Annotated in this window: 20 protein-coding genes; 15 read left to right on the top strand and 5 right to left on the bottom strand. The window is 68.7% G+C overall.

The genetic code is table 11. The annotated features are described in order from the left end of the window. Window positions 1–334: 334 nt before the first annotated feature. Entirely contained in the window at window positions 335–1,489 is a 1,155-nt protein-coding gene (locus tag AC07PT_RS28720) for a pyridoxal-phosphate-dependent aminotransferase family protein (protein WP_492350585.1), read from the bottom strand. 299 nt (window positions 1,490–1,788) lie between these two features. On the opposite strand from AC07PT_RS28720, the gene AC07PT_RS28725 reads away from it, so the two are divergent. Further along, window positions 1,789–2,166, top strand: coding sequence for a c-type cytochrome (locus AC07PT_RS28725; RefSeq protein WP_494658944.1), 378 nt, complete (start codon window positions 1,789–1,791; stop codon window positions 2,164–2,166). Between the two features lie 100 nt (window positions 2,167–2,266). Here the strand turns inward: AC07PT_RS28725 and AC07PT_RS28730 are convergent, their stop codons facing one another. Beyond that, a complete protein-coding gene (locus AC07PT_RS28730) occupies window positions 2,267–3,106 on the bottom strand; it encodes a substrate-binding periplasmic protein (protein ID WP_494658945.1) in 840 nt (279 codons plus the stop codon). Next, complete coding sequence (gene pedF, locus AC07PT_RS28735; protein ID WP_494658946.1) at window positions 3,103–3,594, bottom strand: cytochrome c-550 PedF; 492 nt, start codon at window positions 3,592–3,594, stop codon at window positions 3,103–3,105. Before pedF ends, AC07PT_RS28730 begins: the two co-directional genes overlap by 4 nt. A 238-nt stretch (window positions 3,595–3,832) precedes the next feature. Between pedF and AC07PT_RS28740 the strand changes: the two genes are divergently transcribed. The 13 genes from AC07PT_RS28740 (at window position 3,833) to AC07PT_RS28800 (ending at window position 17,738) form a co-directional block, all read left to right on the top strand. After that, complete coding sequence (locus AC07PT_RS28740) at window positions 3,833–5,899, top strand: sigma-54-dependent Fis family transcriptional regulator (protein ID WP_494658947.1); 2,067 nt, start codon at window positions 3,833–3,835, stop codon at window positions 5,897–5,899. A 275-nt stretch (window positions 5,900–6,174) separates the two neighbouring features. Then, window positions 6,175–6,897: an ABC transporter ATP-binding protein gene (locus AC07PT_RS28745; RefSeq protein ID WP_494658948.1), complete on the top strand. Its 723-nt coding sequence runs from the start codon at window positions 6,175–6,177 to the stop codon at window positions 6,895–6,897. A gap of 31 nt (window positions 6,898–6,928) precedes the next feature. Beyond that, window positions 6,929–7,912: a PQQ-dependent catabolism-associated beta-propeller protein gene (locus AC07PT_RS28750; protein WP_494658949.1), complete on the top strand. Its 984-nt coding sequence runs from the start codon at window positions 6,929–6,931 to the stop codon at window positions 7,910–7,912. After that, window positions 7,912–9,084 carry a type 1 periplasmic-binding domain-containing protein gene (locus tag AC07PT_RS28755; RefSeq protein ID WP_494658950.1) on the top strand — a complete coding sequence of 391 codons (1,173 nt, stop codon included), beginning with the start codon at window positions 7,912–7,914 and terminating at the stop codon, window positions 9,082–9,084. The genes AC07PT_RS28750 and AC07PT_RS28755 overlap by 1 nt, the downstream gene beginning before the upstream one ends. Continuing rightward, window positions 9,081–9,908 carry an ABC transporter permease gene (locus AC07PT_RS28760; protein WP_492350593.1) on the top strand — a complete coding sequence of 276 codons (828 nt, stop codon included), beginning with the start codon at window positions 9,081–9,083 and terminating at the stop codon, window positions 9,906–9,908. The genes AC07PT_RS28755 and AC07PT_RS28760 overlap by 4 nt, the downstream gene beginning before the upstream one ends. Continuing rightward, window positions 9,905–10,576 (top strand): MotA/TolQ/ExbB proton channel family protein, encoded by a 672-nt coding sequence (locus AC07PT_RS28765; protein ID WP_494658951.1) that lies wholly within the window; start codon window positions 9,905–9,907, stop codon window positions 10,574–10,576. Before AC07PT_RS28760 ends, AC07PT_RS28765 begins: the two co-directional genes overlap by 4 nt. Continuing rightward, a complete protein-coding gene (locus tag AC07PT_RS28770) occupies window positions 10,573–11,184 on the top strand; it encodes a DUF2135 domain-containing protein (protein ID WP_494658952.1) in 612 nt (203 codons plus the stop codon). Before AC07PT_RS28765 ends, AC07PT_RS28770 begins: the two co-directional genes overlap by 4 nt. Then, the gene (locus tag AC07PT_RS28775) at window positions 11,181–11,675 is read left to right on the top strand and encodes a hypothetical protein (protein WP_492350596.1); all 495 of its coding nucleotides are present in this window, start codon (window positions 11,181–11,183) and stop codon (window positions 11,673–11,675) included. The genes AC07PT_RS28770 and AC07PT_RS28775 overlap by 4 nt, the downstream gene beginning before the upstream one ends. A gap of 3 nt (window positions 11,676–11,678) precedes the next feature. Next, a complete protein-coding gene (locus AC07PT_RS28780; RefSeq protein WP_494658953.1) occupies window positions 11,679–12,401 on the top strand; it encodes a hypothetical protein in 723 nt (240 codons plus the stop codon). Continuing rightward, window positions 12,398–13,387 carry a tripartite tricarboxylate transporter substrate binding protein gene (locus AC07PT_RS28785; protein WP_494658954.1) on the top strand — a complete coding sequence of 330 codons (990 nt, stop codon included), beginning with the start codon at window positions 12,398–12,400 and terminating at the stop codon, window positions 13,385–13,387. The genes AC07PT_RS28780 and AC07PT_RS28785 overlap by 4 nt, the downstream gene beginning before the upstream one ends. Before the next feature lie 11 nt (window positions 13,388–13,398). Next, window positions 13,399–14,361 carry a histidine kinase gene (locus AC07PT_RS28790; RefSeq protein ID WP_492350599.1) on the top strand — a complete coding sequence of 321 codons (963 nt, stop codon included), beginning with the start codon at window positions 13,399–13,401 and terminating at the stop codon, window positions 14,359–14,361. Further along, window positions 14,358–15,008 carry a response regulator gene (locus AC07PT_RS28795; RefSeq protein WP_494658955.1) on the top strand — a complete coding sequence of 217 codons (651 nt, stop codon included), beginning with the start codon at window positions 14,358–14,360 and terminating at the stop codon, window positions 15,006–15,008. Before AC07PT_RS28790 ends, AC07PT_RS28795 begins: the two co-directional genes overlap by 4 nt. Before the next feature lie 138 nt (window positions 15,009–15,146). Next, window positions 15,147–17,738 (top strand): TonB-dependent receptor, encoded by a 2,592-nt coding sequence (locus AC07PT_RS28800; protein ID WP_494658956.1) that lies wholly within the window; start codon window positions 15,147–15,149, stop codon window positions 17,736–17,738. A 56-nt stretch (window positions 17,739–17,794) separates the two neighbouring features. Here AC07PT_RS28800 and AC07PT_RS28805 read toward each other — a convergent pair whose 3' ends face one another. Continuing rightward, window positions 17,795–18,817 (bottom strand): FAD:protein FMN transferase, encoded by a 1,023-nt coding sequence (locus AC07PT_RS28805; RefSeq protein ID WP_492350602.1) that lies wholly within the window; start codon window positions 18,815–18,817, stop codon window positions 17,795–17,797. Next, window positions 18,814–20,913, bottom strand: a complete 2,100-nt coding sequence (locus tag AC07PT_RS28810; protein WP_494658957.1) for a 4Fe-4S binding protein — start codon at window positions 20,911–20,913, stop codon at window positions 18,814–18,816. The genes AC07PT_RS28805 and AC07PT_RS28810 overlap by 4 nt, the downstream gene beginning before the upstream one ends. 460 nt (window positions 20,914–21,373) lie before the next feature. Here AC07PT_RS28810 and AC07PT_RS28815 point away from each other — a divergent pair, with 460 nt between their 5' ends. Then, a complete protein-coding gene (locus AC07PT_RS28815) occupies window positions 21,374–23,125 on the top strand; it encodes a PQQ-dependent methanol/ethanol family dehydrogenase (protein ID WP_492350604.1) in 1,752 nt (583 codons plus the stop codon). Window positions 23,126–23,230: the final 105 nt, after the last annotated feature.

A 23,230-nucleotide genomic window follows, 5' to 3' on the forward strand; every position in this document is an offset into this window, starting at 1 on the left:
GGGCTTGCTCCGCAGCCTTTTGAACGGCGAAGCCCTTCTGGTTCAGGCGCAGCGCTTGATGCCCTGCTTCTGGGTTGATCTCCAAATTCAACGCCCATGTGTTCACAGGAGACGACACCCGCGGCCTGGCAAAGCCAGCTCCGCGGTGTCTGCTGGCGGGGCTTGCTCCGCAGCCTTTTGAACGGCGAAGCCCTTCTGGTTCAGGCGCAGCGCTTGATGCCCTGCTTCTGGGTTGCTCTCCAAATTTGACGCCCATGTGTTCACAGGGGACGACACCAGCCGCCCGGCAAAGCCAGGGCCGCGGTCGTCATGAGCGGCAAAGCTGCGGCGAGGTTCAGGCGGCGACGGGTTCGCGGGCGGGGTAGCCCACCTGGTCGAGGGCGGCGGCCAGTTGGCCGACGGTGCGATCCACGTTCTGCCATTTTTCCAGGCCGAACAGGCCGATGCGGAAGGTGCGGAAGTCAGTGCCTTCGTCGCATTGCAGCGGCACACCGGCGGCGGTCTGCAGGCCCACGCCGGCGAACTTCTTGCTCGACTGGATGTCGGCGTCTTCGGTGTAGCTCACCACCACCCCGGGGGCCTGAAAGCCCGGCGCGGCCACGCTCGGGATGCCACGCGACTCGAACAGGGTGCGCACGGCCCGGCCCAGCGCCCATTGCGCTTCGCGCATGCGGGCAAAGCCCAGGGCCTGGGTTTCCTTCATGGTGTCGCGCAGGCGCACCAGGGCATCGGTAGGCATGGTGGTGTGGTAGGCGTGGCTGCCGTTTTCATAGCTCTCGGTGATCTGCAGCCACTTCTTGAGATCGCAGGCAAAGCTGCTGCTGGTGGTGCCGTCGATGGCCTGGCGCGCACGTTCGGACATCATCACCATGGCGCAGGCCGGTGAGCTGCTCCAGCCCTTTTGCGGCGCCGAGATCAGCACATCGACGCCGGTGTCGCGCATATTGACCCACACCGCCCCCGAGGCGATGCAGTCGAGCACGAACAGGCCGCCTACCTCGTGCACGGCCTCGGCCACACTGCGCAGGTAGTCGTCGGGCAGGATCATGCCCGAGGCGGTTTCAACGTGCGGGGCAAACACCACGGCGGGCTTTTCGGCACGGATCGTGGCCAGCACCTCGTCGATGGGGGCGGGGGCCCAGGGGGCCTGCGCCCCGGCACCTGTGCGACGCGCCTTGAGCACGGTGACGTCTGGCGTGATCGCCCCCATCTCCAGGATCTGCGACCAGCGAAAGCTGAACCAGCCGTTGCGCAGGATCAGCACCTTTTTGCCACCGGCAAACTGGCGCGCCACCGACTCCATGCCGAAGGTGCCGCTACCGGGCACCAGCACGGCGCTGTGGGCACCATAGACTTCCTTGAGCATGTCGCCGATGTCGAGCATGACGCGGCGAAAACGCGCCGACATGTGGTTGAGCGCGCGATCGGTGTAGACCACCGAGAATTCGAGCAGACCGTCAGGGTCCACGTGAGGCAAGAGTCCGGGCATGTTGTGTCTCCGTCAGACGCCGGGAGTTGAGGCACGCCATCCGTGCCTGTGGCCCCCGGAACCGGCCCACTTTAGCACGGCCCCCGAAGGGCCGCTGCCCTGTCCGGGGCCCGCGCCACAGGCCGCACCCGGCGCGCATTTGACCCAGCGCAAACACCGGCGCAAGCCCCTCAGAAAACCCCATTGACGGCATGGAATTTGCGCCCAGTGCGCTCAACCCTGGCGAAGTGACACGGTGTGTGACACAGCCCGCTGTCCACCGGGGGGTTCCGTACCGTTCAACGACAAGGAGATGGACCATGTCTTTCAAAACCACCGTGATGCTCAGCGCACTGCTGCTGGGCGCCCAGGCCGCACAGGCCGACGCTCCCCTGGACGCCCAGATGAAGGCCCTGGCCCTGGGCAGCGGCTGCATGACCTGCCACCACATCGAGTCTGGCGCCAAGAGTGCGGATGGCAGCAAGCCCATCGGCCCCAACTGGCAGGATGTGGCCCACAAGTACAAGGGCCAGGCGAACGCCGCGGACGCCCTGGTGCAAACCGTGATGCAGGGCTCCAACCCCTACAACAGCCACTGGAAGGGTCAGGCCAGCGGCCTGGCCATGCCGCCCAACGCCGTGGCCATCAGCCAGGCCGATGCGAGCAAGCTGGTGGGCTGGATCCTGAACCTGCCCTGAGAGCGCGCCGAAAGCACAACGCCGCCCCAGGGCAAACCCGGGGCGGCGCGGGACTGTCACTTTTTGGAACGCTCCAGACCGAAGCGGGTGACAACCGGCGTCAGGGCGCCTGCCAGGGCACCTGGGCCGCGGCAAAGGCCTTGGCCAGCCGCCCGTCGGCAGCCACCGCATTGAGCGCGGCCTGCAGGGCCTGGGCCAGCTCCACCGACTGCTTCTTGACGGCCATGCCCACCGCCCAGCCATCGCGGGGCGCCCGCGGCATCGGCAGCGCTTCAATGAAGAAGCGCTTGTCATCCCCCAGCACCGAATACAGCTCAGAGGCCTGGCCGGCTGCCGCATCCACTTCGCCCTCCAGCAGCTGGCGAGCGGCCGCCACCCCGTCCGGCAAATGGGTGGTCAGCAGGTCGCGGTAGGCCCCCTGGTCGGCACCGATCAGCAGCCAACCGGCCAGCGATTGCCCGGCCACGGCCACCTTGTGGCCCTTGAGGCCGGCCAGGCTTTCCAGGTCGGGCAGCCGGTCCAGCCGGCGCGCCATCACCACCCGTTCGCGGTAGTAGGGCCCGAAGATCAGCACCTGGCGCTCGGCGTCCATCAAGGGCTTGTCCACCGGCACATGCAGCAGCACATCGGCCGGGCCATAGCCCAGGTAATGCCCCTTCCAGACCATGTTGCGCAAGTCGTCGCCCATCTTCTCGTCGGCGTCGAAAGGCAGCAAGTTCAGCTTGAGTCCCAGTTGGGCCGCCAGCAGGCGGGCCAGCTCCACATCAATCCCCTTGCCTTTGACGTTGAAGGGCGGGTTGTCGTTGTAGATCGCCACCGACAGCACCCCGCGCGCCTGGATGCGCGCCCAGGCGGATTCCTCCTGCGCCAGGGCCGGCCCGGCCAGCGGGGCGGCCGCCAGGGCCATAGATGCCTTCAGCAGGCTGCGGCGGGCAATCATTGGGCGTCCGCCAGGGGTTTGACGCGCAGCGATTCCAGATAGGTCTTGATGGCCCAGGCCGCTTCCTGCGACAGGATGCCCTCAAAGCCGGGCATGTAGACCGCGCCGTTGCGGGTCACGCCATGGCGGAAGTGGCCGACGAACCAGTCATTCACATCGCGCAGGCAGGCCTGTTGCTTCTTAGCGTCGCGCAGGGAGGCGCAGTCGTCGTCCAGGTGGCGCAGGTCGGGCGCGATGCCGCCCGAGATCGCTTCCAGGCCATGGCAGCGGGCGCAGTTCTGGTTGAAACCCGACGAGCCGATGCGGATCGCCTCCGGGTTCTTGCTGTAGGGGTTGTCCACCCGCCATTCCTCGCCCAGCTTGGGCAGGTTGCCGGTGTCCACGGCCTGGGGCGTGACATCGCCGTGCGCATGCGCCACGCCGCTCAGGGCCAGCAACAGGGCGCCGGCCCACAGCAAAGGACGGCAGAAAAAGGAAGTCGGTTTCATGGTGTCTCCGGGTTTTTGTTGAAAAGCAGTGAGCACTTGTCAGCAAAGCGCATGCCAAGCCCCGTACCCTCGGGCGTGCTCCTGGGGCAACTCCGCATGACATGTGCCGCGTTGCGCTATAGCGTGGCAGGCCGCTGCTCCAATCTGTGACGCTGGACCGGGATTTGCTAGTCAAGCCTGTTGAGCGAGTCGAAATACGAGAAATGACAGCCCCCCAGGGCTGCAGGAGACAAATGCGATGAAACCCCTTGTGCCTCACGAGCTGCGCAGCTTTGCCCCTGTGCGCGCCACGGTGAACAACGACCTGGCCACCCTGGCCGAACCCCACGAAAGCGTCATCCGCGATTCGCACGACCGCTGCCTGGAGCTGGGCCTCAGCCCGCGTGACCACATCGACTACTCGATGGAAACCCTGGCCGATTTCAAGCTGGCCCAAGAGCGCTGCGCCCGGCTGCAGGCCCAGGCCCTGCCGGTGATGGAGATGCTGCTGGAGCAGGTCAGCGGCACCGGCAACATCGTGTGCCTGGCCGACGACAAGGGCACCATCCTGATGTCGGCCGGCCACAGTGGCTCGGTCGATTTCGCTGAACGGGTGGCGCTGCGCCCCGGGGTCAGCTGGTCCGAGGCGGCCAAGGGCACCAATGCGGTCGGCACCGCCCTGGTCACCGAGCGAGACATCTTCGTCCATGCCAACGAGCACTACATCCAGTCCAACCACGTGCTCACCTGCTCGGCTTCGCCCATCATGGACCACTCCGGCGGTGTGATCGGCGTGCTCGATGTGACCGGCGAGCACAACAGCTTCCACCCCCACACCATGGCCCTGGTGCGGGTCGCGGCCCGCACCATCGAGAACTACTGGTTCTGCGACAACTTCAGCCGCAACCTGCGCCTGCATTTCCATTTCCGGCCCGAGCTGATCGGCACCATGGTCGAGGGCGTGATCGCGCTGGGGGCCGACGGCAAGATCCTCGGCGTCAACCGCGCCGGCCTGCAACTGCTGGGCACCAGCAGCGCGGCGGCCCGCATCCAGGGCGTGCGCGTGGTGTTCGGCATGGACTTCGGCGCCCTCATGGACCGCTTGCGCAGCCACAGCATGGCCCCCTTGCAGATGCGCCTGCCCGATGGACGCATGCTCTACGCCCGGGCCCAGTGCAACGATGCCTCGCTGGGGCAGCACTTCCACTTCGGCCAGCCTCGCGCCAACGAGGCCCGTGCCCACGCCACACCGACCAGCCCGGCCCCGGAGGCCGTGCCCACGCCCGCGAGCTCGCGCGCAGCCACCGCCGCACGCCACGCCCCCGACCTGAACGAGCTGGCCCGCGGCGATGCCCGCCTGGCCCAGGTGGTCGATCAGGTGCGTCGCGTGCTCGACCGCGACATCCCGATCCTGATCCTGGGCGAGACCGGCACCGGCAAAGAAGTGCTGGCCTCGGCCCTGCACGGTGCCAGCCAGCGCAAGGACCAGGCCTTTGTGGCCGTGAACTGCGCCTCCATCCCCGAAACCCTGATCGAGTCCGAGCTGTTCGGCTACGAGGAAGGCGCCTTCACCGGCGCCAAGCGACGCGGCTCGGCGGGCAAGCTGCTGCAGGCCCACGGCGGTACCCTGTTCCTCGACGAGATCGGCGACATGCCGCTGTCGCTGCAGGCCCGCCTGCTGCGCGTGCTACAAGAACGCAAGGTGGTGCCGCTGGGCGGGCAGAAGGCCCATGACGTGGACATCAACCTGGTCTGCGCCACCCACCGCAATCTGCGCGAAATGATCGAGCGCGGCGAGTTTCGCGAAGACCTTTACTACCGCATCAACGGCCTGGCCGTCCGCCTGCCCCGCCTGAGCGAGCGCACCGACCTGCGCGCGGTGTGCCGGCGGCTGATCAGCCAGCTCTCGCCCCAACACCCGCTGGGCATCAGCGAAGAACTGCTGGCCGAGTTCGAGGCCCATGCCTGGCCCGGCAACCTGCGCCAGCTGCACAACGTGCTGCGCACCGCCTGCGTGATGGCCGGCACCGACCGCGAGATCACCCGGGTGCACCTGCCCATGGACTTCCTGGAAGACCTGAGCAGCGCCCGCAGCCAGCGCCAGCCCGCCCAGGCCGCCACCGCCGCCCCAAGCCTGCCGACCCAGGCCGCCGGCGGCAGCGAAACGGCCTCGCTGGGCGATGTGTTGCACGAGCTCAAGCTCAGCACCATCCGCCAGACCCTGGCCGCCTGCAACGGCAATGTCACCGAAGCCGCCAAGCGGCTCAACATCAGCCGCAACACCATCTACCGCAAGCTCAAGGCCGTGGGCGACCGCCCCGCCTGAGCCCCCAGTGCCCCCCCGGGAAAACCAGGGCCGGCCGTGACACCGATGGCGCACCGGTGTCACACCTCGGATCTGCAACACCGTTGCAGGACACCACACGACAGGGACCGCGCGCCCCGGCACGCCCGAATCGCCCCTGTTCTGGGCTGACACAGTGCCCCTGAGGGCACCGCCCCCCCTGTAAACCCCTAGCGAGGCACCTGACAACCCATTTCGGCACGGGCTTTGCAGAACCACGGCATCGGCGATCCGCCTGTTCCGACCCTCACCCTGCCATGCTCTCCGTGCGCCACCTCAGCAAAAGCTACGGCTCCCGCCAGGCCCTCGACCAACTCGGGCTGACGCTGGCCCGCGGCCAGTTCTGCGTGCTGCTGGGGCCCAATGGCGCGGGCAAGTCGACCCTGTTCCAGCTGCTCACCGGCCTGTTCATGCCCGACCGCGGCGACATCGAAGTCGATGGCCTGAACCTGCGCCATGCCGCCACCCGCGCGCTGGCGCGCATCGGCGTGGTGTTTCAACAGCAATCCCTCGACCTGGACCTGAGCGTGCGCCAGAACCTGCTGTTCCATGGCGACCTGCATGGCCTGCCACGCGCCCTGTGCCGCGAACGCATCGCCAGCGATGCCGCCGGCCTGGGCCTGGACAAAGACCTGGACCGCCCGGTGCGCGAGCTCTCGGGCGGCACCCGGCGCAAGGTCGAACTGGTGCGCGCCCTGCTGCACCGCCCCGGCCTGCTGCTGATGGACGAGGCCACCGTGGGCCTGGACCCCCCTTCACGCCACGACCTGCTGCGCACCGTGCGCCAGGACGTGGCCCAACGCGGCACCTGCGTGCTGTGGGCCACCCACTGGGTCGAGGAAGCCGCCCAGGCCGACCGCGTGCTGGTGCTGCACCAGGGCCGGCTAGTGGCCGACGGCAGTCCGGCCGAAGTCACCCAGGCCCTGGGCGCCGACACCCTGGAGGCCGGCTTCATCCGGCGCACCGCCGCCCGCGGCTGAACGCCGCCCTGCCCTCTGCCACTGAACCGCCATGCCCCACTCTCTGCACTCCTCCACCCGCTGGCTTGCGGCCCTGGCCCTGGCCGGCCTGCTGCACGGCGCCGCCCTCGCCCAGACCCTGGCCCTGGTGTCCAGCGAAAAGGACAACGCCATCACGGTGATCCGCCTGGCCGACCTGCAGCTGCAAGCGCCCATCCCGACCTGCAAGCGCCCGCGCCACATGCAGCTCAGCGCCAACCGGCAGCAACTGCTGGTGGCCTGCAGCGACAGTGCTGCGGCCGATGTGATCGACATGCGCAGCCTCAAGTCGGTGGAGCATGTTCCCCTGAGCGACAGCCCCGAGATCTTCGACCTCTCGCCTGACGGGCGCACCTTCTACGTGTCCAACGAGGACGATGCCGCCCTCAGCATCGTCGACCTGGCCAGCCGCAAGCTCGTGGCCAGCGTGCCGGTGGGCCGTGAACCCGAGGGCGTGAAGGTCTCGGCCGACGGCAAGACCGTGTACGTGGCCTCCGAGGTGGCCAACAGCGTGCACGTGATCGACACCGCCAGCCGAAAGCTCGTCAAGACCCTTGCCGTGGGCCAACGCCCACGCCGCATGGCCTTGACCCCGGACGGCAAGGAGCTGTGGGTCACCAACGAGCTGGGCGCCAGCATCAGCATCATTTCGACGACCGAGCAAAAGCTCATCCACACCCTGACGCTGGACCTGAAAGGCGCCCGCGCCAGCGACATCACCCCGGTGGGCCTGCTGATCAGCCACGACGGCCAACGCGCCTTCGTGGCCATGGGGCGGGCCAACCATGTGGCCTTCATCGATGTGGCCAGCCGCCAGATCACCGAGCGCGTGCTGGTGGGCCGGCGCGCCTGGGGCCTGGCCCTGAGCCAGGACGAATCCCGCCTGTACGTGGTCAACGGCCTGTCGGACGACCTCACCGTGGTCGACGTGAAGGCGGCCCGGGCCCTCAAAAGCGTGCCCGTTGGGCGCGTGCCCCACACCGTGGTGCTGTACTGATGAGCACCGCCCGCACTTTGCACCGCCCGCTGCTGGCGATCGCCCTGGGCCTGGTCGCCACGGCCAGCCAGGCCGCGGCCTGGAACCTCATGCTGATAGAACAGGCCGACCCGCCTGCCTGGCAGCGCCAGCCCCTCGAACGTGCCTACCCCGGCCACAGCGGCGGCTCACTCAAGGCCGCGATTGCCCTCGGCCTGGAAGACGCCCAGTTTGAAACCCAGGCCGCCCAGACCACGCTCAAGCTGCAGACCGACGCCAGCCCCAGCCTGGAGGCCGCCCGCGAGGCCGCCCGCAAGGCCGAGAAGGCCGGCGCCCAGGCCCTGCTGCTGGACCTGCCCGCCGACTGGGTGCGCGCCGTGGCGGGGGTGGTCAAGCTGCCGGTGCTCAACCTCGGCGCGCGCGACCAGGCCCTGCGCGAACGCGACTGCCAACCCCAGCTGTTCCACCTGATTGCCAGCGAACGCATGCGTGCCGACGCCCTGGCCCAGGCCCTGGCCAGCCGCAAATGGAGCCAGGTGCTGCTGCTCAGCGGCAACGCCCCCGACGACGCGGTGCGCAGCGAGGTCGCCCAGCAGGCGATCCAGCGCTACGGCCTCAAGCTGGTGGCGCAGCGCCCCTTCAAACTCTCCACCGATCCGCGTGAGCGCCAGCTCGCCAACCCCTTGCTGCTGACCGGCGGCCTGGCCTACGACGTGGTCTGGGTGGTGGACAGCGATGGCGAGTTTGCCCGCAGCCTGCCCTTCAACACGGCCAGCCCGCGCCCGGTGGTCGGCGACGGCGGCGTGGTGGCCCTGGAATGGCAGGCCCAATACGAACGCTATGGCGCGCCGCAACTGTCGCGCCGCTTTCAGAAAGCCACCGGGCGGGCCATGCAAGCCACCGACTGGGCCGGCTGGGTGGCGGGCCGCGCCCTGGCCAATGCGGCGCTCACCTTGCGCCAGGCCGATCCCCAGGCCCTGCGCCAGGCCCTGGGCACGGTCAGTGTGGACGGCGCCAAGGGCGTGGCCCTGCAGTTTCGCCCCTGGGACCGGCAACTGCGCCAACCGCTGCTGCTCAGCGATGGTCAGGGGGTGCAGGCCCAGGCCCCGGCCGAAGGCGTGCTGCACCCGCGCAATGTGCTGGACACCCTGGGCGCCGACGAGCCCGAGAAACGCTGCAAGGGGCAGCCATGAACCTGTCACTGCGCCACCTTCTGCAGGCCATGCGCGCCATCGTCTGGCGCGAGCTGCTCAAGTTCTCGCGCCAGCGCGGGCGCCTGGCCTCGGCCCTGGTGCGACCGCTGCTGTGGCTGGCGGTGTTTGCCGCAGGCTTTCGCAATGTGTTCGGCGTCTCCATCGTCGAGCCCTACTCCACCTACATCCCCTACGACGTCTACATCGCCCCGGGCCTGATCGGGATGGTGATGCTGTTCAACGGCATGCAGTCCTCGCTGGCCATGGTCTATGACCGCGAGATGGGCCTGATGCGCCTGCTGCTGGTGGCCCCGCTGCCGCGTTGGTGGGTGCTGGCCTGCAAGCTGGCCGCCACCGCGGCGCTGTCGCTGCTGCAGGCCCTGTGCTTTGTGCTGATCGCCTGGGCCCTGGGCACCCCGCTGCCGCTGTGGGGCCCGCAACTGCCGGCCGTGCTGCTGGCCAGCACCAGCGCCGCCCTGATGCTGGGCGCGCTGGGCCTGCTGCTGAGCGTGCACATCAAGCAGCTGGAGAACTTCGCCGGCACCATGAACTTCGTCATCTTTCCGATGTACTTCATGTCCACCGCCCTGTACCCCCTGTGGAAGCTGCAGGAGTCAGGCGCCGAATGGGTGTACCAGGTGGCGCGCTTCAACCCCTTCACCCATGCGGTGGAATGGATCCGCTTCGCCTTCTACGGGCAGGACGCGGGCGCCTCGCCCTGGGTGGTGCTGGGCACGGGCGCGCTGTGCTTTGTGCTGGCCTGCTGGGGCTACGACCCGCAGCGCGGCTTCGGCGCGCTCAGCAAGCGCGGGGGCGGCGCATGAGCCGCTGGCGCCCCCTGCGCCGCGGCCCGGCCGTGGTCGAGCCGCTGTGGCTCGAATGGCTGGCCCTGGGCGGGCTGCTGGTGTTTGGCACCTGGCTGCTCGGTGTGCGCGGTGTGTGGGCCCTGCTGCTGCATGCCGACCCCACCGGCCTGACTCTGATCATCGTGGCCGTGTTTGCCTGCAGCACCGCCTGGTGCGGCAGCCGCGCCAGGGCCTTGCAGGCCCAGCGCCAGGCCCTGGAGGCCAGCCTGCGCCCCGGCAGCACCGGCCAGGGCTGGGCCCACGAGTACTGGCAGGCCAGCCGTCAACCCGGCGGCGATGCCGCCACGGCGCTGGAAGTGCTGCTGGAGCACAGCCACGGCCCGCACGGCACGGCCTGGTGGGTCAATGGCATCCAGCTCAAGCTGGGCTTGCTGGGCAAGGTGATCGGCTTTTGCATCCTGGCCCTGAACATCGGCCAGTTGCAGAGCCTGGACGCCAGCCAGTCCAGCGAGCTGCTGAAAAGCCTGACCACCGGCCTGGGCGTGGCCCTGCTGACCACCATGGTGGGCCTGGTCGCCAACATCGTGCTGGGCCTGCAACTGACGCGGCTGGACCGCTATGCCGATCGCCTGGTGGCCGATTGCCAGCGACACGGGCTGACCCTGGGCCAGGCGGCGGCCCCATGAGCCAGCGCCACCGGCGCCACGCGCGCGAACACGAGGTCGACCCCTTCTACGACATGTTGTTCAACATGCTGATCGCCTTCGTGTTCTGCTTTCTGATCGCGCTGCTGGTGATGAACCCCAAGGCCTTGAAGGCCGGCGACATCCCGTCCAAGGCCGAGTACGTGATCACCGTGTCCTGGCCCGACCTGAACCCCAACGACCTCGACACCTGGGTGCAGGACCCGGGCGGCAAGCTGGTCTGGTTCCGCAACCGGGAGGCCGGCCTGATGCACCTGGACCGCGACGACCGAGGCATGTCCAACGACGTCATCACCGTCAATGGCCGCCAGGTGGTCAACCCCCTGAACCAGGAGGTGGTCACCCTGCGCGGCATCGCCCCGGGCGAGTACACGGTCAACCTGCAGTACTACGAGACCCGCAACGGCCAGCCGGTGGATGCCACCGTCTCGGTGCTCAAGGTCAACCCGCGCGCCGAGGTGGTGTTCTACGGCACCCTGAAGCTCATGCGCCCCGGCGACGAGGTCACCGCCGTGCGCTTCACGCTGCTGCCCGACGGCAGCGTGGCCCACATCAACAACCTGCCCAAGACCCTGGTGGAACGCCTATGACCCTCGCCATCGAACTCGGCGCCGCCGTGCTGGCCCTGTTGTGTGCCCTGGCCCTGCTCTGGTCGCACTGGCCGGCCTGGCTCAAGGCCGCGCTGCTGCTGGGTGTGACCGTCTTCTACTTCTTCGCCCACGACGAGGTGAACAACATCGCCGGCTGGCCCAGCCCCAACCGGCTGCCCGAGCGCTTCCAGCTGCTGGCCGCGGTGATCGAAGAGCCCACCCAGCGCAACCCCGGCGCCCTTTACCTGTGGGTGAACGCGGTCGAAAACGGCCACCCCCTGCCCCAGCCCCGCGCCTACCGCCTGCCCTACACCAAGGACCTGCACGCCCTGCTCAACGACTCGCTGAAAAAGGTGCGTGAAGGCGTGAGCCAGCTCGGCACGCTGGAGCCACAACGCGGCCGCCCCGGCCTGTCGTGGCTGCGCCCGGGCAGCGACGAGCAGGTGGTGAAGCTGCGCGACATGCCCAAGCCGCAGTTGCCGGAGAAGTGAGCCATGTCGCTGCACCGCGCTCCCGCCTGGCTGATCTGCTGCGCCCTGGTCCTGCCCATGCTGCTGGCAGGCTGCAGCCGCACGCCCGCCAGCCAGGACTTCTTTCCCCTGGACAGCGGCCGCCATTGGACCTACACCGAAACCACCGAACGCGACAACGGCCAGCGCACGCAACGCAGCCTGCGCCTGGACAACCTGGGGCAGGAAACCCTGGACGACGCCCCCACCTGGCACCGCCACAGCGACGACGGCATGCACTACTGGCTGCGCAGTGACGACAGCGGCGTCTACCGGGTGGCCAGCCGCTTCGACCTCGATGAGTTCTACACACCCGACGCCAGCCGGCGCTATGTGCTCAAGCAGCCGCTGAGCGTGGGCACCAGTTGGCAAGCCGACACCGCCCCCTATCTGCTGGAGCGGGCCCAGCAGTTTCCGCCCGAGATCCGCCACACGCACCCGGCCGTGCCCATGGTCTACCGCATCGAGGCCACCGACGAGGCCGTGGACACGGCGGCCGGCCGATTCGAGCACTGCCTGCGCGTGCAGGGCGTGGCCGCGCTGCACCTGTATGTGGATGCCGCCTCGGGCTGGAAAGACCTGCCCCTGATCACCCGCGAGTGGTACTGCCCCGGCGTCGGCCTGGTGCGCCTGAGCCGCGACGAACACACCGCCTCCAGCTTTGTCACCGGCGGCACCCTGACCCTGGACCTGCAATCATGGCCATGAGCCCCGCCCCCGCCCCCAGCGCCTTCTCTCGCCGCCAAGCCTTGCTGGCGGCGCTGTGCCCCCTGCTGGCCAGCCAGCCCGCTCAGGCCCAGCCCGGCAACCCCGGCGTGATCACGCTGTACGTGCCCTGGCCCGCCGGCGGCGCCACCGATGTCACGCTGCGCATGCTGGCCGAGCTGGCGGGCCAGCAACTGGGCCAGAAGATCATCATCGAGAACCGGCCCGGTGCGGGCGGCAGCCTGGCCATGCCCCTGCTGCAACAGGCGGCCCCCGACGGCAGCGTGCTGGCCCAGATGCCGCAGCCGGTCTTCCGCATCCCCTTTCTGCAGAAAGTGGCCTGGGACCCGATTCGCGACACCACGCCCCTGATCCAGATCAGCGGGGTCACCTTCGGCATCCTGGTGGCCAGCCACAGCCCGCTGCGCCACCTGGGCGACCTGCTCGACTTTGCGCGCAACCACCCGGGCGAACTCTCGGTGGCCACCAATGGCAACGGCACCACGCCCCATGTCGTGATGGAAGAGCTGCTGACCGAACAGGGCCTGCGCTACATCCACGTGCCCTACAAGGGCACGGCCGAGCAGATGCTGGCCGTGGCCGCCGGCCAGGTGATGGTGGGCGTCAATTCGAACGGCTTCGCGCCCTATGTGGACAGCGGGCGCCTGCGCCTGCTGGTGACCTTTGGCGACACCCGCACCCACCGCTGGCCCCAGGTGCCCACCCTCAAAGAGCTGGGCTACCCCATCGTGGCCACCTCGCCCTACGGCCTGGTGGGGCCGCGTGGCATGGCGCCCGAGCTGGTGCAACGCCTGCACGCGGCCTTCAAGGCCGCGCTGTTCCACCCGCGCCACCTGGCCGAGCTGGCCAAGTACGACCAAGAGCCCGCCTACCTGGGCCCGGCCGACTACGGCCGGGCCATGGCCCAGGCCTATGCCCTGGAGCGCCGCCAGGCCGAGCGCCAGGGCCTGATCGCCCCCAACGCCTGAGGAGGTCCGGGATGCCCAACGACAAACCATCCGTGCACCGTGGGCCACCGTGGCGGCGTGACCTGCTGGGCATGGGCGCCTGCGTGCTGCTGGGCTGGGTCGCCTCGGTGCAAGGCAACTGGTTCGAGCATTTCTCGCGCTTTGCCGAACGCCACGAACGCTGGCAGCTCGACGAATGGCCGCTCGGCCTGCTGCTGCTGTCGCTGGGCCTGGTGTGGTTTGCCGCACGGCGCCTGCGCGAACTGCAGGCCATGCTGGCCGAGCGTGAGGCGGCTGAGCAGCGCATTGCCGAGTTGCTGACCCACAACCAGCACCTGGCACGCCAGTTGATCCGGGTGCAGGAGGCCGAGCGGCGCAGCATCGCGCGCGAACTGCACGACGAGTTCGGCCAGGGCTGCACGGCCATCCGCATCGAGGCCCGATTGCTCAACCGCCCCGAAGCACCGGAGGCCGTGCGCCAGGGCGCGCAGCGCATCGCCCGCAGCGCCGAGCACCTGTACGGCCTGGTGCGTGAGCTGTTGGTGCGCCTGCGCCCGCACAGCCTGGACAGCCTGGGCCTGGAGGCCGCCCTGCACGAGCTGTGCGAGGGCTGGGAGGCGCAGACCGGCCTGGCCTGCCGGCTGCAGACCCAACTGCCCGAACAGCCGCTGGACGATGCCGTGGCCGTGACCCTGTTCCGCCTGGTGCAGGAGGGCCTGACCAACATCGCCCGCCATGCCGGGGCCGACGAAGCCTGCGTGCACCTGCAGGCCGCCCAGTGGCCCGACCAGCCCTTGCAGCTGCAGATCGAAGACAACGGCTGCGGCCTGCCCGGCGCGGCCAACGATGAAGACTCGGCCCCGCCCCGCACGGGCTTCGGCCTGGCCGGCATGCGCGAACGCGTGGCCGCCCTGCACGGCCAGTTGCAGTTCGACAGCGCGGCCATGGGCGGACTGCGCATCCACGTCACCCTGCCCGCGGAGCACGCCGCATGATCCGCATCCTGCTCATCGACGACCACCCCGTGGTGCGTGCCGGCTACCGCCGCCTGCTGGAGCAGGAAAGCGATCTGCGGGTGGTCGCCGAATGCGCCGACGCCGACAGCGGCTACGCCGCCTTTGTGCGCGAGCAACCCGACCTCAGCATCACCGACCTCTCGCTGCCCGGCGCCAGCGGGCTGGATGCGCTGCGCCGCATGCGGGCCCGCCAGCCCGACGCCTGCGTGCTGGTGTTCAGCATGCACGACTCGCCCCACGTGGTGCGACGCGCCCTGCAGGAAGGGGCGCGCGGCTTTGTCAGCAAGAACGCCGAGCCCGAGAGCCTGATCGCGGCGGTGCGCACGCTGCGCCAGGGCCAGCGCTACCTGAGCCCCGACCTGCCGGCCAGCCTGCTGCGCGAGGCCGCGCCCTGCGATGACCAGCTCGCCAGCCTGAGCCCGCGCGAGTTCAGCGTGTTCCGCCTGCTGGCCGAAGGGCGCAGCGCTGCGGAATGCGCCGAGCTGCTCAAGCTCAGCCCCAAGACCGTGGCCAATGTGCAGACCCTGGTGAAAGAAAAGCTGCAGGTCAGCACCTCGGCGGGGCTGGTGCACCTGGCGCTGCGGCAGGGCCTGATCCCTGGCGCCATGACGGCCAGCGCCGTCTGAGGCCCGGGGTGCAGCGCGGGAATTTTTCCCTGGGCTGCCAGCGTGCACGGCGCTAACTTTCAGCACTGGAGACAACCCGCTTGGCGCCCGCCGTTTTCCATGAGGCGAGCGACCCAGGCCCCCACCAAGAGACCCACCGTGAACACCCAGTGCCTGCCCCAACGCCCCCTTCCTGCCGCTCGCCCCCTGCGCCTGCGTGTGCTGACTTCGGCCCTGTGCGCCCTCGGCTTTCAATCGCTGGCCTGGGCCGCCGACACCTTGGAGCTGGCCCAGCTGAGCACCGTCGAGGTGGTGGGCAGCACCCCCATCGACGGCATCGGGGTGCCCTTGGCCCAATTTCCAGCCAATGCCCAGAAGGTCACCGCCCAGGAGGCCGCAGCCCAGGACGCAAGCAACCTGGCCGAGCTGCTCAACAACAGCCTGGGCTCGGTCAGCGTGAGCAATGGCAGCGGCAGCCCCTACCAGAACGATGTGAACTACCGCGGCTTCCAGGCCTCGTCCCTGCTGGGGGCGCCGGTGGGCCTGTCGGTCTACTTTGACGGCGTGCGCATGAACGAGCCCTTCGGCTCCATCGTCAACTGGGACCTGATCCCCATGAACGCCATCGCGGGCGTGGACGTGCTGCCGGGCTCCAACCCCCTGTTCGGGCTCAATACCCTGGGCGGGGCCCTGGTGGTGAACACCAAGAACGGCCAGGACAACGCGGGCACCTCCCTCACGGCCCTGGCCGGCTCGTTCCAGCGCAAGGCCCTGCGTTTTGAGACCGGCTGGGCCGACGCGGCCTTGGGCACCGACCACTTCATCGCCGGCAACTGGGACCAGCAGGCCGGCTTTCGCAGCCACTCCAGCTCAGAGGTGCGCCAGCTGTTCGGCAAGACCCGCTGGCGCGGCAACGGCGGCAAGACGCGCCTGGAGCTGTCGCTGACCGCGGCCGACACCGTGCTCAAGGGCACCCAGGCCCTGCCCATGGACATGATGGCCAACCCCGGCGCCGCCTACACCTGGCCCGACAGCACGGCCAACCAGCTGTTCATGGCCAAGCTCAAGGGCAGCCACTGGCTCAGCGATGAGCAGCAGCTCAGTGCTCAGTTCTACCTGCGCCAGGGGCGCAGCCGCAACGTGAACAGCAATGCCGAGCTCGACGACGGCTGCCTCAACGACGATGGCAGCCTGGCCCTGTCGGGGGGCAGCCCCAAATGCGGCAACAAGGCCCCCAACGGCACGGCCACCAATGCCGTCACCTCGGCCGCCGCCCAGGGGTTGGGCTTTGCCCGCTGGAGCAGCAGCATCAACACCAGTGTGGTCGAATCGCTGACCCGGCAGCAGGGCTGGGGCAGCAGCGTGCAGTGGTCCGACTTCCAGCAACGCCTGGGCCGCGACAACACGCTGCAGATCGGTGCCAGCTGGGACAGCGCGCGCATCACCTACGACCAGACCCGCACCCTGGCCCGCCTGGTCGACTACCAGACCGTGGAAACACCCAACCAGACCTACGGCTTCACCGCCGATGGCAAGGCCCCCTCGGCCAGCAACCCCTTGAGCTTCAGTGGCTCCAACGTGCTGGGTTCAGTGAACCTGGTCTCCACCACCCACCAGTTCAGCACCTACCTGAGCAACACCTTGCAGGCCAGCGAGCGCCTGAGCCTGACGGCCGCCGGCAGCTTCAATGCCACCGTCCTCAACCAGAGCGGCGCCAGCAAGCAGTACCTCAACGACGATGGTGGCTACAGCTGGACCGATGCGGTCAGTGGGGTCAGCTACTACAACCCGGCCTACCTCGGCGCCTACCCATACTCGAACAGCACGGCCAGCGGGGTCAAGGGCTCGGCCAATGGCATCCCGGCCGGGGCCGTGGCGGGCCCCGAATCGCACAGCCTGTATGGCAAGCACCACTACCAGCGCTTCAACCCCTCGTTCGGCTTCAACTACCAGTTGGACCGCAGCACCGGGGTGTTCGGCCAGTACAGCGAAGCGATGCGGGCGCCGACCTCGATCGAACTCTCGTGCGCCGACCCCAAGAGCCCCTGCGCGCTGCCCACCGGTTTCAATGGCGATCCCGACCTGCAGCCCGTGGTGGCCAAGACGGTGGAGCTGGGCGCACGCGGCAGTTTCGGCCCCCAGGGGCACTGGAATGCGGCGGTCTATGACACCCGGCTGAGCAACGACATCCAGTTCATCGCCACCTCCTCCTCGCTGGGGTACTTTGCCAACGTGGGCAACACCGAGCGCCGCGGGCTTGAGCTGGGCGCGCAGACCTGCCTCAAAGACCTGTCCCTGTCGGCCAACTATGGCTGGGTCGACGCCAGCTACCGCTCCGCCTTCACCACGGCCAGCGGCCAGAACGTGGTCAGCGGCAACCGGATCCCGGGCATCGCCCGCCAGACCCTGAAGCTGCGCGCCGCCTGGCAGGCCAGCCCCAGCCTGCTGCTGGGCAGCCAGCTGATCCTGGCCGGCGCGCAGATCGCCCACGGCAATGAAAGCAACCAGACCCCGGGCGGCACGGTGCCGGGCTACGGCGTGCTCAACCTCGACGCCCACTGGCGCCTGAGCCCGGAGCTGCAACTCAACGCCCAGCTCAGCAACGCCCTGAACAAGCCCTACGCCACCTACGGCATGTCGGGCCTGCGCAGCGTCTACACCCTGGCCAGCCAGCAGTTCATCACCCCGGCCGCACCGCGCGCCCTGTGGGTGAGCTTGACGTATACCTTTGGGGGCGGCGCCAAAAAGTGACGGTCAGAGCGATGCCACGGTGAGCGCAACCAGGCATCGACGTCACCAGCGCAGGATCACACCTGCACCAATCCCGGCGTGGCCTGCCAGCGACCCGCCTTGTCGACCACCAGCACGTCCACCTCCCACTGCGGAGCCAGTTGCAGGGCGCCTTCGAAACCGGCCACGAACATCACCTTGGTCAGGGCGTCGGCCAGCGCACACGACGAGGCCGCCACGGTGACGGCGGCCAGCCCGGTGGGCGAGTAGCCGGTGTGGGGGTCGAAGATGTGGTGGTGCCGGCGGTCGGCGCTGAAGGTGGTCTGGTTGTCGGCCGAGGTAGCGATGCAACGCCCCCCCAGGGCCAGCCGGGTCAGCATGGCGCTTTCGTCGCGCGGGTTGGCGATGCCCAGCACCCAGCTGCGCTGCGCATTGGGCCGGCCCAGCGCGGCCCACTCGCCGGTGTTGATCAGCGCATGCTCGATGCCGTGCTCGCGCAAGGTGGCACGCACCCGGTCGGCCGCGTAGCCCTGGGCAATGCCGTTGAGTGTGACGGCCATGCCCGGCACGCCCAGGCTGATCTGCCGCGGGTCCAGCTGCAACTGGCGCCAGTCGACCTTGGCACGCGCCTCCGACACCGCCTGGGTGCTGGGCAACTGGCCCTCGCGGCCGGCCGCCTCGAAGGCCTCCCACAGAGGCTGCACCGTCACATCGAAACTGCCCTGGCTGCGCGCCGACACCTGCTGGGCCAGCTGCAGCACTTGCAGCAGGTCGGGATCGGGCTGGCGCAAACGCCCGCTGCGGTTCAGGCGGCGCAGCGCGCTGTCGGGCTGGAACAGGCTCATCTGCGATTCGATGTGGCGCAGCGTGGCCACCGCCGCGTCCAGCGCGGCTTCGGCCATCACGGCCTCGCGGTGTGCCACCCGCAGCGAGAGCACCGTGCCCAGCGCCACCATCGAGCGGTCGCGCCAGACCAGCCCCTCCAGGGCCAGGTCGCTGGCAAAGCGGCGCGGCGCCCGCCGCTCGGTGCCAAAGGCCCGGCCCAACATGCCGGTGGCCCCCAGCCCCAGGCTGGTCTGCAAGAAAACGCGCTTGTTCATGTTGTCTCCTCCTGAATCGGGATCGGCTGCAGCGGGATCACCCGGGCGCTGCCCGCCTGGCGTTGTTGCTGGATGCGCGGCACACACAGGCTGTCGCTCTCGTAGATCACCACACAGTCCAGGCACTGAAAGCACTCGTCGTAGTCCACCTGGCCTGGGCGCTCGATGGCCTGGTAGGCGCAATCGCTGCGGCAGCGCTGGCAGGGCTGGCCACACTCGCTGCGCCGGGCGATCCAGTCGAAGCGGCGCAGCCGCCCCAGCCAGACCATGCCCGCCCCCAGCGGGCACAGGTAGCGGCAGTAGCCCTTGTAGAAGAAGGCACTGAAGCCCACCAGCGCCAGTGCCCACAGCACATAGGGCCAGGCCCGCACAAAGTTCAGCGTGATGCTGGTCTTGAACGGTTCGACTTCGACCAGGCGATCGGTCCAGGTGACCGACAGGCAGGCGCTGATCAGGATGACGATCAGCACCGCGTGCTTGACCCGCTTGAGGCGCCGGTCCCAACGCTCGGGCACCCGGCGCGCAGGCAGGCCCAGCCGACGCGCCAGCTGGCTGCTCAGGTCTTGCAAGGCGCCAAAGGGGCACAGCCAGCCGCAGAAGGTGCCGCGCCCCCACAGCACCAGGCTCACCAGCACAAAGGCCCACAGCGACACCGTCATGGGGTCGTAGAGGAAGAAGTCCAGGCTGCGCCGCGCCAGCAGCGCCTGCAGCAAGGCCGTCAGGTTGACGACGGACAACTGCCCCTGGGCAAACCAGCCGATGAAGCCCAGGGTGAACAGCAGGTAGCCATTGCGGAACCAGCGCAGGCGCTGGGGGTGGCGGCTCAGGCGCTCGGGCCGACTCAGCACCACCGCCAGCACGGCCAGCGCCAGGGCCAGCACCGCCAGCTCCCAGGCGCGGCTGATCCAGATGCTGTGCCAGGTCTTGCTGTCGCTGGCGCCGGCCTCCACGTAGGCCTCGGGCAGGCGCACGCTGAAGTCAAAGCTGCGCCGCACCTTCTCGGGGTAGATGGCGCCCTTGCTGCGCGTGACCTGCAGGCCGAAATCGAGCGGCTGGGCCGGGTCCAGCCCGGCTGCACCGATGACGCGGAACACCCGCCACTCGGCCCCCTGCAAAGACGCCGGCAATCGAAGCTTCAGGTCCAGATCCAGATCGCGCATCTCCAGCGGCAACTTCTGCTGTTGCAGGGTCAGGCGATCGGGCACGGCACCCCGCACAAAATCTTCGCCCAGCATCGAATAGCGCCCGTCGGCCAGCAACAGCAGCGCGTGGTCGCCCGGCTCCAGGAGCCGGTTCAAGGCCTCCCAGCCTGCGGGGGCCAGCAAGTTGCGCCCCACGGCCGGTACGCTGAGCCAGGCAAAGTGCAGGTCGACAAAGCGCTCGTCGGGGCTGGCCAGGGCCTGCGGGTCCTGGCCCTCGCCCACGGTGTCGGCAAAGGCCTGCTCGATGTCGCGGTTGAGAAAGCGCCGGCTGGGCACCAGGCCGGCCTTCTGCAGGCCAGCCCAATCAAGCGGCTGGAACACGCCGGGGCGGATGTGGGCGATCAGATCGGGGTCGCGCCCCTCGCCAAAGCCCAGGCGGGCGCGCGCCACCTTCAGTGAGGCCGACAGCAGCGACTGGTTCAGGATGCGCACCGAGGCCGTGGCCTTGGCCACCCCGTCGATGCTGACGTTGCTGCCCGACCGATCACCCCGGCCCTGCGACGCGCCGATGCGGATGTTCTGCGTCAGCGACAGGCCTTTGTACTGCTCGACAAAGGCATGCATGGGGGCCTCGCCCAGGCCGTCCAGAAACACCGGCTCGTGTTGAGACAACACGCGCACATCCATGAAGCGGCCCTTGGCATCGAGCAGCACCAGCAGGTTGAACGGGGTGCCCGAGAAGCCGGGCAAGGGCGCCAGGTCGATCGACTCGAAGGCATAGGCCACCACGGGGGTGGCGGTGGCGTCCTGTTTGAGGAGGGGCCAGACCGGCAGGTCACTGGCCTTCTCGCCGACGATGAGCGGCGAAGGAAAGGCCTTCTCCATCGCGGCCCGGTCCATCACGCCGGCCTGGGCCAGGCCAGCCAGGGCCCACAGGCACAGGGCGAGCAGCATCGCCCACCCGCCCAGGCACGCCACGCGACCCCGGGTTTTCACGGAGCGGGACGGGCCCACAGCAGCGCTTGTGACACGCGGACGACTGCAACAGTCGCGACAAGGCCATCGATTCATTCTGGTACAGCTCTCCGGGTATTCACGGAGCCCTCGCGGGGCTCGGGTTCACGCTGCACCGCACCTTGCCGGCATCGTTGCAGCCCCTCACCGGTCCAGGCCTTCACCCCTGAGTGAAAGCCCCCGAAAACCCCGCACCGCAAGGGAAAAAATCCCGCATTCCTGGGTCTTGGCCCGACCGGCAATGGGGTTCTTCATTGCAGGTTTCGGGCCTGCGCCCCCCGGGTTTCCACCGAGCCCGAGGGGCTGACCGCCAGGCCTGAAAAGACTGGTACGCATATTGCGGAGAAGGCCGCCGGGTACATGTCGTTTCACCCAGGATGAGTACAACGAGGAGATCAAGATGAAACTGAAATTGTTGGCCGCTTTGATGGCCGTGGGCATGGGCGTCGGCAACCAGGCAGCGCATGCCGTGGTGACGCAGGAGATGGTGGACAACGCCGCCACAGACACCAAAGAGGTGTTGACCTGGGGCTTGGGCACGGAAGGGCAGCGCTACTCGCCGCTCAAGCAGGTGAACACCGACACGGTGAAGCGCCTGGTGCCGGCCTGGAGCTTCTCCTTCGGGGGCGAAAAACAGCGCGGCCAGGAATCACAGCCGGTGATCCACAACGGCAAGATGTTCGTCACTGCGTCGTACTCGCGCATCTACGCGCTGGACGCCGCCACCGGCCAGAAGCTCTGGAAATACGAGCACCGCCTGCCCGAAGGCATCATGCCCTGCTGCGACGTGGTCAACCGCGGCGCCGCCCTGTTTGACAACCTGGTGATCTTTGCCACGCTGGACGCCCAGCTGGTGGCCCTGAACCAGGACAGTGGCGACGTGGTCTGGAAGGAAAAGATCGACGACTACCACGCCGGCTACTCGGCCACGGCCGCCCCCATCGTGGCCAACGGCCTGCTGCTGACCGGCGTGTCGGGCGGTGAGTTCGGTGTGGTGGGCCGCGTCGAAGCGCGCGACCCCAAGACCGGTCGCCTGGTCTGGACCCGCCCCACCGTGGAAGGCCACATGGGCTACACCTACGACAAGGACGGCAAGGCCATCGAAAACGGCATCTCGGGCGAGACCAACAAAAGCTGGCCCGGCGACCTCTGGAAAACCGGCGGCGCGGCCACCTGGCTGGGCGGCACTTACGACAAGCGCACGGGCCTGGCCTACTTCGGCGCCGGCAACCCCGCGCCCTGGAACAGCCACCTGCGCAAAGGCGACAACCTGTTCTCCAGCTCCACCGTCGCCATCGACGTGAAGACCGGCCAGATCAAGTGGCACTACCAGAACACGCCGAATGACTCCTGGGACTTCGACGGGGTGAACGAGTTCATCACCTTCGACATGGACGGCAAGCGCGTGGGTGGCAAGGCCGACCGCAACGGCTACTTCTATGTGAACGACGCCACCACCGGCAAGCTGATCAATGCCTTCCCCTTCGTGCGCAAGACCACCTGGGCCAACGGCATCGACCTGAAGACCGGCCGCCCGAACTTCGTGCCCGAAAACCGCCCGGGCGATCCGACCGCCGGGGCGGACGGCAAGAAGGGCAGCGCCGTGTTCGCCGCCCCAGGCTTCCTGGGCGGCAAGAACCAGATGCCCATGGCCTACAGCCCGGACACCAAGATGTTCTACGTGCCGTCCAACGAATGGGGCATGGAGATCTGGAACGAGCCCATCGCCTACAAGAAGGGCGCCGCCTACCTGGGTGCCGGCTTCACCATCAAGCCACTCAACGAGGACTACATCGGTGCCCTGCGCGCGGTGGACCCGAAGAGCGGCAAGATCGTGTGGGAAGTCAAGAACAACGCCCCGCTGTGGGGTGGCGTGATGACCACCGCCGGCAACCTGGTGTTCTGGGGTACCCCCGAAGGCTTCCTGAAGGCCGCCGATGCCAAGACCGGCAAGGTGGTGTGGCAGTTCCAGACCGGCTCGGGCGTGGTGGCCCCCCCGGTCACCTGGCAGAAGGATGGCCAGCAGTACGTGGCCGTCGTCTCGGGCTGGGGCGGCGCCGTGCCGCTGTGGGGTGGCGATGTCGCCAAGCGCGTGAACTTCCTGGAGCAAGGTGGCAGCGTGTGGGTGTTCAAGCTGTCTGACATCAAGTAAGCAGCGCTGACACCGCTGTGGCCTGCGCGGGGGGGGGGGGGGGGGGGGGGGGGGGGGGGGGGGGGGGGGGGGGGGGGGGGGGGGGGGGGGGGGGGGGGGGGGGGG

The sequence above is a fragment of the Curvibacter sp. GW821-FHT09D12 genome, assembly GCF_059416245.1.